General features: G+C 35.5%; 13 protein-coding genes and 1 pseudogene. 4 read left to right on the forward strand and 10 right to left on the reverse strand.

The features are described 5' to 3' along the window. The 6 genes and pseudogenes from CALSC_RS16010 to CALSC_RS16035 all read right to left on the reverse strand — a co-directional run. Positions 1-632, reverse strand: a pseudogene (locus CALSC_RS16010) (sensor histidine kinase); the annotation flags it as partial. 470 nt (positions 633-1,102) lie between these two features. Continuing rightward, the gene (mgtE, locus tag CALSC_RS16015) at positions 1,103-2,446 is read right to left on the reverse strand and encodes a magnesium transporter (RefSeq protein ID WP_088242312.1); all 1,344 of its coding nucleotides are present in this window, start codon (positions 2,444-2,446) and stop codon (positions 1,103-1,105) included. Positions 2,447-3,123: 677 nt separating this feature from the next. After that, positions 3,124-4,287 carry a hybrid sensor histidine kinase/response regulator gene (locus tag CALSC_RS16020; RefSeq protein ID WP_088242313.1) on the reverse strand — a complete coding sequence of 388 codons (1,164 nt, stop codon included), beginning with the start codon at positions 4,285-4,287 and terminating at the stop codon, positions 3,124-3,126. 188 nt (positions 4,288-4,475) lie between these two features. Continuing rightward, complete coding sequence (locus CALSC_RS16025) at positions 4,476-4,901, reverse strand: response regulator (RefSeq protein ID WP_088242314.1); 426 nt, start codon at positions 4,899-4,901, stop codon at positions 4,476-4,478. Then, positions 4,870-7,176 (reverse strand): sensor histidine kinase, encoded by a 2,307-nt coding sequence (locus CALSC_RS16030; RefSeq protein ID WP_088242315.1) that lies wholly within the window; start codon positions 7,174-7,176, stop codon positions 4,870-4,872. Before CALSC_RS16030 ends, CALSC_RS16025 begins: the two co-directional genes overlap by 32 nt. Positions 7,177-7,855: 679 nt before the next feature. Beyond that, on the reverse strand, positions 7,856-9,346 hold the full coding sequence (locus CALSC_RS16035; RefSeq protein WP_088242316.1) for a dolichyl-phosphate-mannose--protein mannosyltransferase: 1,491 nt from the start codon (positions 9,344-9,346) through the stop codon (positions 7,856-7,858). A gap of 381 nt (positions 9,347-9,727) precedes the next feature. Between CALSC_RS16035 and CALSC_RS16040 the strand changes: the two genes are divergently transcribed. Beyond that, the gene (locus CALSC_RS16040; protein WP_088242317.1) at positions 9,728-10,960 is read left to right on the forward strand and encodes a hypothetical protein; all 1,233 of its coding nucleotides are present in this window, start codon (positions 9,728-9,730) and stop codon (positions 10,958-10,960) included. A gap of 188 nt (positions 10,961-11,148) precedes the next feature. Here CALSC_RS16040 and CALSC_RS16045 read toward each other — a convergent pair whose 3' ends face one another. The 3 genes from CALSC_RS16045 to larE form a co-directional block, all read right to left on the reverse strand. Further along, positions 11,149-11,991 (reverse strand): tetratricopeptide repeat protein, encoded by an 843-nt coding sequence (locus CALSC_RS16045; RefSeq protein ID WP_088242318.1) that lies wholly within the window; start codon positions 11,989-11,991, stop codon positions 11,149-11,151. A gap of 483 nt (positions 11,992-12,474) precedes the next feature. Further along, a complete protein-coding gene (locus CALSC_RS16050) occupies positions 12,475-13,389 on the reverse strand; it encodes a ribonuclease D (protein ID WP_088242319.1) in 915 nt (304 codons plus the stop codon). A gap of 496 nt (positions 13,390-13,885) precedes the next feature. Next, positions 13,886-14,716: an ATP-dependent sacrificial sulfur transferase LarE gene (gene larE / locus CALSC_RS16055; protein WP_088242320.1), complete on the reverse strand. Its 831-nt coding sequence runs from the start codon at positions 14,714-14,716 to the stop codon at positions 13,886-13,888. Positions 14,717-15,307: 591 nt separating this feature from the next. Between larE and CALSC_RS16065 the strand changes: the two genes are divergently transcribed. Genes CALSC_RS16065 through CALSC_RS16075 form a run of 3 tightly spaced genes read left to right on the forward strand, consistent with a single transcriptional unit; the run spans position 15,308 to position 16,409 of the window. Further along, positions 15,308-15,526, forward strand: coding sequence for a DUF2997 domain-containing protein (locus CALSC_RS16065; protein WP_088242332.1), 219 nt, complete (start codon positions 15,308-15,310; stop codon positions 15,524-15,526). A gap of 41 nt (positions 15,527-15,567) precedes the next feature. Then, on the forward strand, positions 15,568-15,951 hold the full coding sequence (locus CALSC_RS16070; protein WP_088242322.1) for a DUF1257 domain-containing protein: 384 nt from the start codon (positions 15,568-15,570) through the stop codon (positions 15,949-15,951). A 2-nt stretch (positions 15,952-15,953) separates the two neighbouring features. Next, entirely contained in the window at positions 15,954-16,409 is a 456-nt protein-coding gene (locus CALSC_RS16075; RefSeq protein ID WP_088242323.1) for a ferredoxin, read from the forward strand. A gap of 74 nt (positions 16,410-16,483) precedes the next feature. Here CALSC_RS16075 and CALSC_RS16080 read toward each other — a convergent pair whose 3' ends face one another. After that, positions 16,484-16,762 (reverse strand): YiaA/YiaB family inner membrane protein, encoded by a 279-nt coding sequence (locus CALSC_RS16080; protein WP_088242324.1) that lies wholly within the window; start codon positions 16,760-16,762, stop codon positions 16,484-16,486. Between the last annotated feature and the right edge of the window lie 298 nt (positions 16,763-17,060).

The following is a 17,060-nucleotide window of genomic DNA, read 5'->3' on the forward strand; positions in this document are numbered from 1 at the left end:
ACCACTCTCAAGAACATCAGAATTACAAACATATCACCTGAAGGCAACAATCCTCCGAACCCTACTACAGACTTAACTCCAAAGGGAATTACAAATGATTCTTGAGAAGGAATATAAGGACTACCCAAAGCATTAGGAACGTAAAATACGTTATATAATCTCTGCTCAGTATCAATTAATAAATTAGGGTCAGATTGTAATAATATTCCCGGATTTAATCCAAGTTGCTTTATTAATTGAGAAATCATCGGTATTCGATGTATAACATCTTCAGTTGCAAGTGGTATTGCCTTGTGTCCTACAGATTTATGACGAGAGTTCCATTCTAGGAGTTCGCCCACAGAACCAAGTAAAGTTAAACATTTTAAATTGTCTGCAACCGTACTTGTATCTAATATCCCGCGCACATACTCTTGTAATTCAGGTGTTAGTTTTCCGTAAGCATGGGTTTTAAAAAAACGTACAAGGAGACTATTTTTTTCTCCAGTTTTTTGATCAATTAAATTTGAGTATAAATATTTAACAATTAAATTGCTTGCATCTTCCATGCAATCAGCATTTTGTGCAATTTGACGTAAAGCTAAACCACATTCTGACATATCCCTAAGAGTAAATCTAGTCAGATCGTACATAATATTTTTGATTTAGTATTAGGTATTAAATATTTAATGATTATGTTAATGTTATCTTCACTAAACATTTGGATTAATATCAGGTTTATTACTTGAAAAACCTGCCATGACACCATAGATGATTTTTGAATAACGCTGATTTTTGTACAACCCTACAGAAAAATTATTCTCAATGTATATTTTAATTTTTAATATTACTTACTGAAACAGAGAAAATACGCATATTATTCTGTTTTTTCAGGATTTTCGATTGTATACTCAATTAATCTTACTTTTATTGCCTTGCAACCTTTTTTTCGTAGTTTTCCCGATAGATAAATCCACGACACGTAGTGCGATCTGCATACTGAATCCGCCCTTAGAAACCTCTAATTTTAATTATGGGGTTCCCCAATCCCGCTCCACCTAACCCCTAACCCCTAAAACTTAACCTCTGTTAACCCCTGCTCAAGACCTACTTATTACAACAATTACCTCAATATTTGCAAAGCCATAGAAATCATAGACAAAAAAGTCATAAACCCGATTGCATCTAAGGTTGTGGTCATTAAAGGGCCACTAATCAAAGCTGGATCGAGCTTTAATTTCTTCAAACCCATAGGTAATAAAGTTCCCAAGGTAACAGCAATCAATACGTTGATCAGCATAACAAAACCAGCAACGAAAGATATCCAACGTTCATCAGGAGGAGACCACATCATTGATAGGGCGGTGAGAGATAGTCCTAACCCGATTGCTGTACCTAACCCGGCTGTCAGCTCCTTCCGTAATAGTTTCATGGTGTCTTTCGGTGTGACTTCTCCTACCCCTAGTCCCCGTACAGTCACAGAAAGAACTTGAAAAGCTACGTTGCCACTACTGTTAGCTAAAATTGGCATAATAATTGCTAAAACTGGCACCACCGCGATCACTTTCTGAAAAGGTGCGATCGCACTAGCAGCAGTAATGTACAACAAAATGTTACCCAATAACCAAGGTAGTCGTTTACGAATGGTGACTTGGGGAGATGCTAAAGCTGCTTCATCACCACTAATACCTGCTAGTTTTTGAATATCTTCAGTGGCTTCTTCCTCTAAGATATCCACTACATCGTCAATGGTAATAATACCAACTAATCTGTCTTCTCGATCCGCTACTGGCAAGGCAATCAAGTCATAGCGTTTCATGACTTGAGCCGCTTCTTCTTGGGATGTTTCCGTTTTGACTTTGATTACCCGACTGCTGGCGATATTCCGCAACAATACGTCGGGGAAGGTAAATAGTAATTGTCGCAGGGAAACTACGCTGACTAATTTACGGTTGTTATCAGTCACATATGCGTAGTAAATTGTCTCCTTGTCTTCATCCTGATAACGGATTTTGCTTAAGGCTTCTCCTACTGTTAAACCTTCTTTCAATCGCACATATTCTGTTGTCATCAACCGTCCAGCTGTGCCTTCTGGATACCCCAATATTGTCGCTGTAGCTTGCCTTTGTTCGGGACTGAGTTCCTGTAATAGCCTTTTTACTACCTTTGCCGGTAGCTCGTCAAACAGTACTGCTCGTTCATCAGGACTCATTTCCTCCACAATTTGTGCCACTTGCACATCATGTAAGGAATTTATTAATTCTTCTTGTACCTGGGGAGGTAGATATTCAAATACATCAATTGCTTGATTTTTATTTAGCAGACGAAAGGCTATTGCCCGCTTTTTTTTTGGTAAGTGGGTAATGAACTCCCCCACATCAAAAGGTTGTAAATGGTTTAAATTACACTTCAGTTGGTTTAAGTCGGCAATGTCAAGAACTGAATTGCAAATATCCTGTGCGAGCATAAAACCTCCTATTATCTCCCCCTCACTGGGAGACAAGCTCGCCAGTTTTAGAGGAGGAACGTACTACTAACTCCTTGTGGACTTTTGTCCATAAAATCTCAGAAATTCAACATTGATGCCCAGATGTAGACATCACTAAGTCATAATACTAACTCGGAAATCAACTATCCGATAGATACTAAATACTAGTATGGCTAGTTGTAAAAATAAGCACAAACAAGTATGTTTTAACCCTAATATATCCAACTACTTGAGTAGATTTTACTACTCATCTCATTTGTGTCAAGTAAGTAGGTTAATCAATTTTGAAAATCTATGTAGTTACAAATTTAACATAACTTTCTTGACTAGCTACTAATACAATCACAAATTAACCAGCAATTATACTGAGATCATTCAAATTAAGCCTGATTGCTATCATTAGTTTACTATTTGAGATCAATTTTGCAAGTTTATATATTCTATAAAGCTGTTATTAACCAGCAATTAAACTATTAGTAAATTTATAGTTATCACACTACAAAATTAGGTTAGTACCTCGACTTAGATCAGAGCTAAAGGTGAGCTAAGTCGAATCGTTAGGAAATTGTTTAAGTACCAAACCTATGAGCAGTAAACTTATTACTTATTATTTATTATTTATTACTTATTTGAGGTTATCTTTTTTTATAGAGTTGTCAATAATCTATCAATGGCAACTGAACTGTCACAGTAGTACCTAAACCAACTTTACTATTAACTGAAATTTCTCCATTATGTGCATCTACACATTTCTTGACAATAGCTAAACCCATACCTGTGCCGGGAATATTATCTATATTACTTGCTCTATAGAATGGCTGAAATAACTTTTTTTGTTCTGCTTCTGGAATTCCGATTCCCCAATCTTGAATCTGAAAAATAATTTTTTGATCTTGTTTGCTGATTTCAAAACTGACTTTTCCACCTGGAGGTGAATACTTAATGGCATTACCCAGTAAATTTTCTAAAATATGTCGTAGCAAACTTTCATCACATAATATTCCTCCTAAATCTTCATCATGACTAGAAAAAACCACATTCACCTTCACCTCAGCTGCTTGCAGTTTGGCATTTGAGGCTATTTCACTACAGAATGCAGTTAAATCTAGACAAATCAATTCACACTCAAGTTTACCAGCATCAGCTTTACCAATTAATGAGACTTCATCCAACAAGTGAGCCATGTTTTTAATGGCGGAACGAATTAGCTGGAAATGGTTTTGCTTTTTTTCTTGGGTTAATTTGCGATCGCTATTTTGTAATAATCCAGCAGCTAGTAAAATAGTATTTAGGGGATTACGGATATCATGGGAAAGCATTGATACAAACTCAGATTTAAACTGATTGATTTCTTTGGCTTTGACTAGTTCTGCTGTTTTTTCCTCAACCCGATTTTCGAGGGTTTGATTGACATGACGTAATGCTTCTAAAGCTTGTTTACGCTCAATCGCATAACGAATGGAGCGGATTAAGATGGCGACATTGACTTGTCGCTTCACCAAATAATCTTGTGCTCCCTCTCGCACTGCTTCTAGAGCCAGTTCATCATCATTCAAATTAGTGAGTACCACAATAGGAGTACTAGGAACTTGGCTCATCAAAGGTGGGAGGGATACTAATCCTTGACTATCTGGTAAGGTAAGGTCCAACAAAATGACATCATAATGATCTGTTCTCAATTTTTGTAAACCTGCTGCCAAGCGTTGGGCATGAACTACAATAAACTCATGAGACTTGGCTTGCTTCAGAAATTCTTGTAATAATCTAGCTTCTGCTAAATTATCCTCAATTAACAAGATTTTTACCGGATTCGCAGCCATATATCCTCTGATCACGGATTAATATGGATTCAGGGATGACACGGATGGTTTATTTTCCCTGTCCCCTCTATTTTTATGCTTTTTCTTCCTTTTTACTTTACTTGGATGGTAAAGTGATGGGTTAAGGGATGACAAGGATGATTTATTGTCCCTGTTCCCTCTATTTTTGCGCTTTTTCTCTTTTTACTTTACTTGGATGGTAAAGTGACCGTAGATAGCCAAAATTCCTCAATCCCTTTGACTATTTGAAATAACTGACTTAAGTTACGGGATTTAGTGATGTAGCAGTTCACCCGTAAGTCATAACTGTGAAAAATATCATCTTCATTGTGGGAAGTTGTTAATACTACTACAGGAATGCGCTTCAATTTGGGATCGGCTTTAATTTCAGCCAGTACCTCTCGACCATCTTTCTTCGGTAAGTTTAAATCTAGAAGAATCAAATCTGGTCTAATTGCATTTTCATACTCACCTTCTTGGTGTAAATAAGCCATAGCATCCATCCCATCCCTGACAGTGACTACCTGGTGTGGGATGGAACTATGTTTTAAAGCTTCTTTAATCAAACGAATGTCAGCCTTATTATCTTCTACCAAAAAGATTGTTTTGGACATTGCGTCCGTTTCTGCGTTCACGTTCGCGTCCTCCAATGGGAATGGTAAAGTAAAAGGTTGCGCCTTTACCTAATTGCGATTCTACCCAAATGCGTCCTCTATGGCATTCAACAATCTTTTTGCAAATGGCTAAACCCATACCAGTACCGTGATATTCATCGCGGGTATGTAGGCGTTGAAAAATAACAAAAATGCGATCGCTAAATTGGGGATCGATACCAATACCATTATCTGTAATGGAAAATAGCCACTCATCTTCTAATCTAGAAGCAGCAACATGAATTTTTGGTGGTTCGTGACTGCGGAATTTAATTGCATTACCAATGAGATTTTGGAATAGTTGCATTAATTGGGTATCATCAGCCATGACAACTGGTAGCTGATCATGGGTGATAGTTGCTTCACTTTCACGAATACGTTGGCGCAGGTTACTTAAGGCTCTATCTAAGGCACCTTTTACCTCTATAGCTTGGAATGCGATCGCTTGCATATCCACTTTTGAATAGGCTAGCACATCATCAATTAGAGTCTGCATCAAGCTGACTCCATCAACAGCATAATTGATAAATTCAGTGGCATCTTCATCAAGTTCGTTCTGATAGCGCATCTCCAATAATTGTACATAATTCGCCACCTGGTTTAGTGGTTCTTGCAAATCATGGGAAGCGACGTAAGCAAACTTTTTCAATTCTGCATTAGAACGTTCTAAATCATGGGCTAACTGTGCTAATTCATCAGCTTGTCGCAATACAATATTCACAATTGCTTTGCGTAATTCTAGTGCTGCTTTAATTTCTACATGTTGCCATTTTAAAGAGGTACAACTAACAGTTTGTTTCCACAATTCAAAGGATTTACGAGGACACAAACGTAAATTACCCTGTGATTTATTTACCTCAAATGCATTGTTTGGATCTCCCCCCCAATTAACTGTTTGAATGACTTCTGGTCTAAACCACAAGACATAATTGCGCTTGGAAATGGGGATAGCTAATAAACCACTGGAAACATTTTTATATCTTTCCGCATCTGGATAAAATTGTGGTAGAGAATCTGTATAAAAAATTTCTTCGTTGACATTTTTTTGCAGCCATTGTACCAAAAAATTTAAGTCTTCTTCCTCAGGGGTTTGACCAATTAATGTATATTGTCCACCAAAAAATATAGCTGCTCCTTGGGCGCTAGTTAAATCTAAAATATTGGGCTTTTCTTTAACTAAGCCATCAATAAAACTGTCTGACTGAGACATATATTCAACCAATCTCGATTGAATATCCTTTAACTGCATCTGATAACCATAATCTTCTGTTTCTTCCTTGTCAGAAATTTCTGTAAATATGACTCTTCCCAAGAATTCACAAGCTTTTCGCAATTCGTAGGAAACATATTTAGGGGTTTGGTGATGACAAGCAATCAGTCCCCATAACTTTCCTTCTTTAATCAAGGAAATTGTTAAGGATGCACCTACACCCATATTATGTAAATATTCAATATGGCAGCTATAAGCACTCCTAAGAATTGATTTCGTTAAATCTAAAGATTTTTGATTCAGAGGATTTTTCAGAGGGATAATTTCGATTGGTTCTGCATTAGTATCAGGGATTAATCTGATCAAGTTCTCAACAAATAATTGTCTAGCAGGCTTGGGAATATCTGATTCTGGATAATGCAGACCAAGGTAGGGTTCTAAATTTTCTAGCTTATCTTCTGCAATTACCGAACCATGACCATCTTCATGAAATTTATACAGCATTACCCGGTCAAATCCGGTTACTTTTCTCACTTCCCGAACAATAATTTGACAGTAATCTCTCAAATTGGCAGTGGTTTCTATATGATTGATTGATGCTCTCGCCAAATGATAGAAACTTAAAAATGGAATATTCTCTTGGGCAATAGCTGGTTCTAGTTCTAAAATTAAAAATCCTTCCCCATTCCGATGAAATATTCCATCAAAGACTACGTAATCATCTCCTTTTGTTCTTGCCCAAATTTTTGTAGGATTGATAAAATCCAGATTTTCTTCTAATAATCCAGCTTTAATTTGGCTAATTTGGAATGGGTCTAGTAATTCTTCCAGATTTGTCATTAACAAATCTGCTGGATAAATTCCAAATAGAGAGCTAATATTACTACTTACTTGTAATATCTTTAGTTCTGGTTCTTCTAAGACTAGAATAATACCATGAGGTTGAATTTGACCGGAAATATGAATTGGTGTTTCCCTTAGGCTAGCCAAATGATCGCTCATGCGTAATTCTGAGTTCATTTTCATTACGATCCTCCTAAATTTTTCTCGGATCGCTAGGAGTCAGCTGTTCCTATTGTTGAATATCAAGCACAGCGACATAGCAATCCTCAACAATTTTCTAGTACCTAACATATTTAAAGTTATAGTTGACTGCTCCCCTACCTGAAGGCGAGGGGATTTTAAAAAGATGCTGCACGACGGGTTAAAATCGCGTCCTGTAGCTTCTGATTAGCTGTCACACAAAAATACCATCACTTCTTGCGTCCTCAGTCTAACAAGTTGTAATGGGAAATATCGATAAATAACTGTGAAAAATAAGTTAATATTTAATTTGTTTATATGTATTTATGTGAATTTTTATCAAATAATTTGCGGATAATTAGGTAATTATTAGCATTTTTTCTGTTATCAGCGATTTGTAGCTTCTGGGACGGATGAGAGTAACCACTGCATACTGATTAAATTGATTTGTTATGACAATCTCAATTTGATTTGTAAAAATTACAAGTTCGAGAGTCCCAAGTTTTGGCAAGGTTGGATTTATTATTGTTCAATTTTGTTAACACATAAATATAGTTAATTCTGCATAATCAATATATGCCTTAAATTAATTTAATATTTTGTCATGAATTAGTGATAATTCTCAATTCTTCACTCTAAATTCTAAATTTTCCTTGACTGAATACCTGAAATTACTCTTTGCTCAAATCCAAGAACTAAACCACATCCGCATTTGATAAGCTGTTGGAGAAAGAGGTAAACCTAAATAAATGGGCATCCAAAAAATAAAAGCGATTAAAATTATGAAGATAATGGTTACACCACTAGCGCGAAGTACTAATTGATAACTAGCTAAACATTTGTCTACTAACCAAGTGATCGCTAAAAATGCAAACACCAGGGATGTCATATAATGGTAAATGAAAATGCAGCGATGTACTACTATCCAAGGTAGTAAATTAGCTCCATAGTTACATAACAAAAATAGACTGATCCAAATATCTATTGTTAAAGAGGTAGCTATGGGTGTATTCTTATTCCTAATTATAGGAATAGCAAATTGTCGGGTAAATAGGATTAATAAAAATAAGAGAGCAGCTAGACCAAACCACCATAAAAAAGGATTACCCATAGCATGGACATCATAAATTACCTGACCCTTTCCAGAAGGTAATTGTGGTCCCAATACAGGTAATGGATCTTGAAAGCTGGATGCTGTTTGATAGTAATATGCAATGGGACGCATCATCAATGGCCAAGTATACCAAGCAGCACAGTAAGGGTGGATATCAGTAGTATTACCACCTAAACTTTTATGAAATTGTAAAATTTGCTGGTGTACTTCTATAAAATTATATCTTACATCTAATTTTAAGTGAGGAATCCAAATAATACTATAGGTAATTAATGGAATAATGCCTAAGTAAAATATCATCTGGAAAATATTTAGTTGGGTTAATTTAGATAAGATAAATGAATATTTATACCGATTTAATTCGACTATATAACTATCTCTAGGAGAATCGGAAGTTGCATTTATTTTTTCTTGATTATTAATTACACACTGCCATCCCCAAGCAAATAGCCATATTAAATAAATACCTAATAAAAATGATAAACCATTCCATTTACAAGATACTGCTGCCCCAAAACTAATTCCAGAAAAACAGAGTAATAATTTTCTGGTTATGCCTGCATTCCCTAATGCTAATAATAATAATAGCTGTGCTAATAAACCAAAAATTATAATATATTGATTAATTAATGCATAGCGAGATTCGACTAAAAATATACCATCACAAGCAGCGAATAAACCTGCTAGGAAAGAAAAGCTACGACGATTTATCAATTGATAAGCGATCGCAGCAATAATTAAGGGAATAAATGCCCCTGTAAATGCATTTAACCAACGGTAATGCCATGGTGATAGTAAGGAACCAGATAACCCATTAACTGCATTTACTGGAAAAAAAGGTAAATGAGTACCCAACCAAATACCAATAGCAATAATATACTTAGCTAACGGTGGATGACCATCAAAGAAAGGAATATTGGTAAGATAATTATTACTAAATTTAGCATAGTATACTTCATCAAAAACTAGGGTATTAAATCGATCTAATCCCCACAATCTCAGAAATAGTGACAGAATAAATATAGTTACGATACCAAAACTAAACCATTTTTTAGTCATTAGCTATTGTTCTGATGTTTTTGCCGACGTAATCTTTTTGACGTATATTGCTATATCTTTAATCAGTGATACAAGCATAAAAATTATACTAAAAAGAGATTAAAAATGTCATTTATTTATTCATGGTGTACTTGACTTCTGCTTGACTCTCTGGAATGAACCCAAATATTGGGTAAATCACTGAGAAAATAAAGATGTTAGGAATAAGCCTCAGGAAGTTGTAGAATGACTTTATTGAATTGAGAGGACTTAAACATTTTTGCTTTAGCTTTTGAATGTACCTTGATTTCCCAATTTAAATGATAAAAAGATGAAAATTATGCTGCTAATGTTGGTATTTAAATGTATATTTTATAAATCATTACTATAAATTTTGATCAAATGAATGATGAGCCTATTCTTCATAAAACACCTCAAGGTCGGACTGCATTCATAATTATTCATGGGATTGGTGAGCAAAAACTCTTGGAAACCCTGGATTATTTTGGGCGTAACTGGATTAAATATTTTCAGCAAAAAAATATAAATGTCCAATTAGAGCATATGATTACTCAGCGTAGAATATACGATTTTTCTCAGGTAGATAGCTTTATTCAACTAAGTTCACCCGATTCTGAAGAAGACTGGATAATCGACATCCATGAATATTATTGGGCATATCAAACAGAAAATAAAATTACTTTATCTAAAGTTATCCAATGGTTAGAGGAAACACTAAAAGGAACAATTAAATTTTATAATCAACCTCACAACAAAGATTTATTAGCAGATCTTTTACAACAACAAACATCAAAAAAAATATTTAAATACCGTTTACGAACACTAGTTATATTTCTGCGTTTATTTAATTTTATATACCCACTGTTACGCTTAGTACTCTGGTTATTTTTATTCTTATCTAGTCCCTTTCTCTCAGGTAACTTTCTACAATCGGCATGGAAGCAGAGTAAACAAATAGTAACTCCTGCTTTGGTTAATTATGTGGGTGATCTGGCTATCTATGCAACAACACATACTAAATCTACACATTACGCAATTCGTCAACAAATATTAACAGAATCTTTGACATTACTCAAATCTATTATCCAAGATCAGCAAGCTGATTATGATCGAGTAATATTAGTAGGACATTCATTAGGTAGCTGTATTGCATATGATACACTCAACCAGTTGAATTTAGAACTTAATTTATCATCGGAGCAAAACGAACATTTAGCGATCAATAAGATTACTGGTTTAATAACATTTGGTTCACCTTTAGACAAAATTGCCTTTTTCTTCCGAGAAGCGAGAAAAAAAGAACAGTATATTCGTTCTGCTATTTTAGAACACCTAACATCTTTCCGAGTCCGACCCGAAGAATTATCTAGCACCAGATATTTCCGCAAAAATCCTATACAAAGTCATTTTGAACATTTACATTGGGTTAACTATTACCATCAAAATGACCCAATTAGTGGTCACTTAGACTACTACCAAAATATAGATAATGTTTTAATGGAATATAAAGCTAAATGGGGAAATCCAGCACATCAAGGTTACTGGAATAATTCTCACTTCTATGAAGATATTTGCCAACGCTTTTTGTACAAATCAGAGTCAGGAGGTGATTGAGGGAGAAATTACAGCCGTTATTGGGTCTACTTGCAATAGAATTCGTGTGATTATGGGATACTGGCGTATTCTATCAAGTTTTTGACAGCTAGGTGTGGAATGCGATCGCATACTTTTGCTATTAGTTAAATAAAGTCTATTGAGCAAGCAAAAATTACTAGCTAAACCCTGAGTATTTAACCAATTATTTATTGTCCCAACTCTTTAATATTGTCCATTACTTTTTGATACAAAGCTTGGTTATTTTGTTGTTGAAAAAAACTGGCTGCTCTTTGTAAATCTGCGATCGCTTTTTGTTTATTACCTTGAGCCGCGTAGGAATTGCCCCTGTTATTATACGCAGCAGCAAAGTTAGGATTAATACGAATAGCTTGATTATAATCAGAGATCGCATTTTGATAATCCCCCTGACCATAGTGGGCATTACCACGATTATTATAGGCAACAGCATACCTAGGATTTAGAGCAATGGCTTGATTGTAATCCAGGATGGCTCCTTTGCGATCTCCTCCAGATGCACGGGCATTACCGCGATTATTGTAAGCTTGAGCATATCTAGGATTGATACGAATAGCTTCGTTATAATCCTGGATAGCTCCGTTACGATCCCCTTGAGCTGCACGAGCATTACCACGATTATTATAAGCCTCAGCATCATTAGCATTAATACCAATAGCTTGATTATAGTCAGCGATCGCTTTTTCTCGATCACCAGTATCAAAATACACTAAACCTCGACTGTTATAAGCAGCACCAAAGTTAGGATTTAGGTTAATTGCTTTGGTGTAGTCAGCTATTGCTCCTTGTGCATCTCCCCTTAAATGCTTATATTGACCTTGTATATAAAAATCTCCAGCTTTTGATGGTTGAGATGGTGGACGTCTAGGAGGATTAACTCCAATTTCTGTGATTAAGACATCCTTATTCTGACTACAAGCAACAGTTGTAGTCAAAAAAAATGTAGTTAGCGCCATAAAAATTAACGCTTTGCCTACACTAGTCGACTTTTTATCTATTAACTGTAGTCTCATAATTTAGATAAAATAAATATACTTTGTGATATTCAATTACTAGTTTTTGCTAAATTATCAAGAGCAATAACACTCAAATATTTGTTCGTTCAAAAAGTATCACGAACTACCCTTTTATATTACTATCTTGATTACTCACAATTATATATAATCATCATTATAATGTCAGAATTTATAATACTATTTTCCAAATAGTAACTCGATTATATTAGTTCATACCATTTTAGATTTTGGATTGTGAAAAATTTACTACATAGATCTTTTAAATTTCCATCTGTCCCAATCATTTTGAAAATTGGAATCACAGTCGTTTTCAAAAAAAATGTTATTTTTTCAAATTAGTCAAAAATAGTTCGCCATTAATCATACTCATAGCAATGAAATAAACAATCTATAGTGTCTCAAGATAAAAAATCATAAGTGAAGTTAAAAAAACTACATTTTCTGCTGGTAACATTAATTTCATCACGGACATTTAATTACTCACTCAGAATTGTTATCCTGATTTTTAATGGTCAGTCTCCAAGCAGTATTAATTGATTTCTCTGTGGTTATAGAATCTATATTTTTACCTAAATTTTTTCGTAATTTCTGTGTAAGAGTGATGGGGAAATCCAAATTCATATTTTGATTGTTAACTAATTTTGCCAATTCAACAAAATCCACTTTAACAGTAGTACGGTCATAACTAGTTAATTTAAAATGTGATGTTTCTGACAGTTGATGAAACTGCATTACTTGTTTCATTCGTGTTTGTAAATGCTCTAATTCTGAATTTAAAAGCTTACACTCATGTTCCAGATGTATACATCTTTCTTCCAGTGCAGCTAAATCTTCCATAGCTGGAGCTGGTGAAATTTGACTTTCTAAGTCTAACAAGCCCAGATATACTTGGGCAAGATAGATACAATCTAAATAAGCATACTCGATTTGTTCTTCACTTAGGGGTCTTTGACCCCAATCACTTGTTTGTGGTTGTTTATCTATATCTTGGAATTTACATAATGCTGTTGCCAATGTTTTTAATTTATAATTAGGTAATGGTAGTAAATAATAAGGTATTTTTTTTGCCATTTCCATAGTGCAAGTAATATTTTCTGCCTGACTTTTTCCCAATAGTTTAATATCATAACTGGCATTATGAAATACTTTTTTTATTTCAGGATTTAACATGATTTTGTCAATAAAATTATCAATTACAGATGGCTGATCTAATACATCTAGAAGATATATATTTTTACCGCTCATATCCTTAGGGTCGTCTAATATTTGAATTAGTGATAATCTGGGATAACGGGTATTATAGTCAGCCACTTCCGTATCAATCCACAGAATATCAGCTTTGGCATATTCATTCACTAAGCTGTTAATTTCACTAGTTGATGTCAGATATGTCATTTCAGTTATCAGTTCTCATTTATCAGTTACCTCATCGATAAATCGAGGGGCTTGAAACTCAGAAAAAATTTTTGACTCTCCACAGATAAATCTGTAGAGCAGTGCAGTCTTGAAGAGCCAGCGTTGTAGACGACTGGCGTTGGTTTCCCCCATGAGCGACTACGGGGGGCTTGTATCCAGTCTATTTTTTGGTCATTGTAATTACTAATAAATATTTGTCAGTCCACTTAACCTCTTGGCTAACAATCAGAGATATAGCGCTACGCGCAAGTAATAAGTAATAAGTTCACTGTTCATAAGTTTCAGCATTCAAAAATGTCCTAACATGCTTTGGTAGTGCTATACATATACAAAAAATAGCCCTGATCTCTATGATTATAGAGAAATTAGCGTTTTAGCTAAAAGTTGTAAAACGCTGATTATATTCAACAGATTGATTTAATCAACCCAAATATTGAGCCAAGAAATTAAGTATAAATATTAGTATAAAAAGTCTTCAGGAGGGGTTGCTAACAGCTGCATTAGTCAAAACCTGATTTAATTTACCACTGCGATAACCTTCTAAATCTAATGTCACATAAATAAATCCAAATTCTTGGAACACTTTAACTACTGTTGGTAAATCGGTGGTTAAAACAAAATCTGTGATTTTTTCCGGTGGTAATTCTATGCGTGCTGTATCTCCCTCAGAACGCACCCGTAAATTTTGCCAACCTAATTTACGCAGATAAATTTCCGCTCTACCGACACGTTGTAATTTATTAACAGTGATTTCCTCTCCATAAGGAAAACGAGAACTAAGACAAGGCTGTGCTGGTTTATCCCACCAAGGTAAACCTAGTGTTTGTGATAGTTGACGAACTTCGGCTTTGGTAACCCCCACTTCTGCTAACGGAGAACGCGCACCCCTTTCTTTTGCTGCTTGAATTCCTGGACGATAATCATGTAAATCATCGGCGTTTACCCCATCTATTACGTAGGGATAACCCAGACTTATTCCTAGGGGTTTGAGAGTGTCATGGAGTTCACTTTTACAAAAATAGCAGCGATTAACGGGGTTAGATGTGTAGTTGGGATTCTCCATTTCTTGGGTTTCCACTACTTGATGACGAATCCCAATGATTGCTGCTTGATTTTTTGCATCTGACAATTCTTCTGGTAATAGGGATGGAGAAACAGCAGTTACCGCTAAAGCGCGATCGCCTAATACATCATAGGCTATCTTGGCTACCAAAGTACTATCAACACCACCAGAATAAGCAATTAAAGCCTGTTGCATTTCGGCAAACAATGCTTTGAGTCGCTCGAGTTTTTCTGTGACTATCATTATCCTATCTCACCAGAGGCATACACCAATTTCTATTGTAGAGGGGCAAACCATGACGATTTTGGATTGATCCCATCTAATAAATCCGGAGGCTTGTAACACCAAGGAATTATTGGTTCTCAAGGTAGTCCCGATAAAAAATTTTTCACCACCAATGATGAAAATACCTCTTCCAGATTCCCGATTCTCCACTCCCGATTTTCAAATCAGCACATAACTGAGTTCAAGTTTTATCAAGCATAATGATAAATATTTTCAATAATTTGCATATTTTTGTAACTTAATTTCCTGGCATATACTATCCCTGATGCCCATTTATCAGGATTTTTGTAGCTTTTGGGAACATAATTTTTTCAGCTTGACTAATTAATCAGGTTAAGGGAAACTTACATATGGTAGATGTATTCACTTCCAAAAATAATAATTTTTGTAAACATTCTGAGATATATATTTTGATTAGTGGAACATTGGTTAACAAATAGCAATTTTGTACTTGTCAATGTTATTGAAAAAATTTTCCCTTGGCTATTAAAGTTAGCTTACTTTTCACATAGGTCTAGTCCAAGCGTTGTATTGTGGTTTGCCAGAAGCATGGAAACATTGGAATTTATTATCTATCCAGATGGTCGTGTACAAGAGAAAGTGACAGGCGTAGTCGGAAATTCTTGCGCTGAGGTTACAGCAGCTATAGAAGAGCAATTAGGTGTAGTTGTCAATCAGCAACCTACCTCTGAATATTTTGCCTCTCAGGTACAAGAACAGTCTGGCATCGTTAACGGCAACAGCCAAGCTGCTTACAGCGATTGGTAACTTGATCAAATTAACTTGAGATTTATTTATTAACAACTACCATGTCACACTTTAGTCAAATCAAAACTCAAATCCGTAACCTAGAATCTTTGCAGTCAGCACTGAGTGATCTAGGTATAGAGTGGAAACCAGGAGCTAGTGAGGTGCGCGGTTATCGGGGTCAAACCCATGCGGCAGAACTAGCCATTGAGCAAGATAATGGTTATGACTTAGGCTTTAAATGGAATGGTAAGGAGTACGAGCTAGTTGCTGATTTGCAATATTGGCAGCAAGATTTGACAGTGGAAGGCTTCTTACGTAAAATTACTCAGCGTTATGCTTATCGTACTGTTCTCAAAGAAACTGAGAAAATTGGATTTCAAGTTGCTGAGCAACAAGAAAATGCAGATGGTTCAATTCGCTTAGTAGTACAACGCTGGAGTTAGTGATGGCTGATTTTATGTCGCCTCAGGAATCAGAAGATAATCGCTCCGGTTTTGAGCCAGAATTAGGCGGCTATTTACGGGATACTCCCCAACGCTCTGGGCTGGAACCAGAATTAGGAGGTATGTTACGCCAAACAGGTGTTTATGTTGATGAAATTACCTGTATTGGTTGTAAGCATTGTGCCCATGTTGCCCGTAATACTTTTTACATTGAGCCTGATTATGGGCGATCGCGGGTAGTGAGTCAAGACAGGGATCCCGAAGAGGTAATCCAAGAAGCGATAGACACTTGTCCTGTAGACTGTATCCATTGGGTAGATTACACTGAGCTGAAAAAGTTGGAAGAGGAACGTAAATATCAAGTAGTTCCTGTGGCTGGTTTCCCAGTGGAGGCTGCTGTTGCATCTTCCCAGAGACGACGTAATAAGCAGAAAATGAAGCGTCGCCAGTCACAATAATTGCTCACTAAGTTATTTATACAAAAAAAGACTGGGTATACTCAGTCTTTTTTTTATGAGAATAAGCAACTTTCTTATTGCAGAGAATCGTGTTGTGCCAGTAATTTTTCTACCTTGGCCTCATCAATTCTAGCATTAAGTTTTTTAGTTTCGTGCAAGTCTCGTGTGGTTTTAGCTAAGGTAAAGGTTGAACCTACAGAAAAAGCCAAACCCATACCCATAAAGCCTTTAACCCAATTATCCACGGGTAAATTCATGATTCCGATAGTAGTTATGGAAATAGCAAAGATAAAAGCTGCCCATGTTTGTACAATCCAAGCAAAACTATCTTTTTGAGGATTTAATTGTTGCATAATCCTAACCCTTGAAAAGAGTAATTTAAAAGACTAAATTTATCAAGAAAGACAGAGGGGACAAGGCAGAAAACATGATGAAAAATCCCTTCCCCTGAATCCCCAAACCCTTTGTTCTTGAATTCTTCATACCAATTGGAAAATAAACTATCCGTTGGTAAACAAGTGAAAGCTGGAAAATTTTATCCAGACATTGCTTCATTGTCTAAAATTTAAAATCTAAAATCCAAAATGGTATTACTAATAATCCTATTGATTTTAATTGTGACTGAGTGTAATATTATTACCAGTTTAGGAA

The organism is Calothrix rhizosoleniae SC01 (assembly GCF_900185595.1).
In the GTDB taxonomy this organism is placed as follows: Bacteria; Cyanobacteriota; Cyanobacteriia; order Cyanobacteriales; family Nostocaceae; genus Calothrix_A; species Calothrix_A rhizosoleniae.